This window comes from Gemmatimonadota bacterium, from assembly GCA_026706345.1.
Lineage (GTDB): Bacteria > JAAXHH01 > JAAXHH01 > JAAXHH01 > JAAXHH01 > JAAXHH01.
Window position 1 is genome coordinate 1 of sequence record JAPOYX010000005.1, and the last position, 2,178, is coordinate 2,178.

The window sequence follows — 2,178 nt, forward strand, 5'->3', positions numbered from 1 at the left end:
CGACCAGGTCCAGCCAGCCGTTGTTGTTGAGATCGGCGAGGTAGATCCAGCGCGGCTCGTTGTAGAGCTTGCCTTGGTGCTCCAGGCGGATGCGTTGGGGGTTGGCGGTGTCGAAGCAGAGGCCGTTCGGGGTGTCGGAGGCAGTTCCGTGGAAGATGAGGAGGTCGGGATTGTCGAAGCCGCAGAAGATGAGGTCCAGGTGGCCGTCGCGGTTGATGTCGGCGACACAGGCGCCGTGCGCGCGGTTGGTGGGCAGGATCCAGGTTGGTTCATCGGCAAAGCCGTCGGGCCCGTTTAGCAGCAGATAGGAGCCCGGATCGCGGTCGACGGAGTTTTCCGACGCGTTGGCAAGGACGATGTCGACGCGGCCGTCGTCGTTGAAATCGCAGCAGAGGGCCTCGACGGCGCCCCAGCCGGGCAGCTCCTGCCGTCTCTCCGGAGAGAAACCTTCGGCGTCGCCGAAGTAGATGTAGGGATTGATGTTACCGAGGCGGTTGCGGCCGAAGTGGTTGACGAAGATCACGTGCGGCCGTGCGTCAGGGCCGTCTCGCGCCAGCAGGACGCGGCGGGCATCCTCGCAGGGAAGCCGGACCGGCTCAGGGTCGATGCCGGTGCGAGAGGTGCGGTAGATGAGCGAGTCGGCGCTGTAGGAGTCGGGGGTATGGGTCTGGCAGAGGATGACGTCGGCGCAGCCGTTCCCGGACAGGTCGGCGACTGCGACATCACAAGCTTGATGGCTGTTGAGCGGTGTGCTGCGGGTCTCGTCGAACCCGTCCGGGCCGCCCCAGTAGATCCAGGAACATTCTCGCTCATTGTCGAGATCGCGGCAGGCAAAAACCAAGTCGTCGCTTCCGTCCCCGTTTACGTCGCCAACGGCCACGGCCAAAGCCTGGGTGCAAAACAGTTCCAAGGGAGGGCCTGAGCGCCGATCCTTGTTGACCGGCAAAAGGGTGACGGTTTGCGATCTGGGCAGGAAGAGGTGTGGAAGGCCGTTCAGATGGACGATGCCGGCCAGCGGCTTTGCTTCCTCAACGTGCTCGGCGTATTGGATCGCGCCGTCTGACGGGCGGGGCCGCTCCGAGTCAGGCTCGAAGAAGACGGTGGCGCGATCCGGGTTGATACCATCGGCACCGCCCCAGTATACGGTTACGCGGCCCTCTTCTGAACGGACGACCAGGTCGTCGAAGCCGTCACCGTCGAGGTCGCCGGCGGCCAGTTGGTCGGCGGCGATGTCCAGATCCACGAACCTCTGCGGCTCGAAACCCAATTCAGATTGAAAAAAGATGCGGAGGGCGCCCTGGCTTGCGAAGGCAAGGTCGGGACGGCCGTCGCCGTCGAAGTCCCCTGCTGCCACCGACTCGCACTGGGGAACGGGCAGCTGCTGCTGGCGGCGTTCGCTCATGCCGTCGGGGGCGCCGTAGTAGACAGTGGCATTGAGGTCGGGACGGATGCCGTTGTTGCGCATGCCCAGGACCAGGTCGTCGTAACCGTCACCGTTTAGGTCGGCGACGGCGCCGGTCCACGCGCCTTCGGCTGGCAGGTCGGTGCGGGTGGCAGTGCCCAAGGGGTCAGCGTACAGGTAGGCGGGCGGGCGCTCCTGGTGGTTCTGGCTGTTGCAGAAGACCAGGTCGAGGTAGCCGTTGCCGTTGAGGTCGTACTGGTGGATGCGTTGGAGGACGCCGGCGCGGGAGACGTAGAGGTTCTGGCCGGCGTTGCCGAAGTGGCCTTGGCGAAAGTTTTCGAAGCCGCGGGTGGTCCAGGTTGTGGTCATGGGTTGGGACTTTGGGTTGTCTGAACTGTGATTTTATGGGATTTAGGGGATGAACTGTGATTGCTGGTGTCTCCAGGTATGGGTGTGGTCGTACGAGCGTTCATGAGAGTTTACGAGAGTTTACGAGAGATTCGGAAGCGTTGACGTGTTTGGGCATTGGGCGGATTGTCTGAATCAGGATTTGCTGGATTTTGTGGGATTTGCGGGATGGCGGGTGTCTCCAGGCATGGGTGTTGTTGTACGAGTGTTTACAAGCGTTCATAAGAGTTTACGAGAGTCTGCGAGTGTTTGCGGGCGTTGACGTGTTTGGGCGTTGAGCTGATTGTCTGAATCAGGATTTGCTGGATTTTGTGGGATTTGCGGGATGGCGGGTGTCTCCGGGCATGGGTGTTGTTGTACGAGTGTTT

General features: G+C 62.1%; 1 protein-coding gene. It reads right to left on the reverse strand.

Annotated elements, in window-relative coordinates:
• A partial coding sequence (locus tag OXG98_00305) for a VCBS repeat-containing protein (GenBank protein ID MCY3770455.1) occupies positions 1 to 1,771 on the reverse strand: 1,771 nt, incomplete at its 3' end.
• Positions 1,772 to 2,178: the final 407 nt, after the last annotated feature.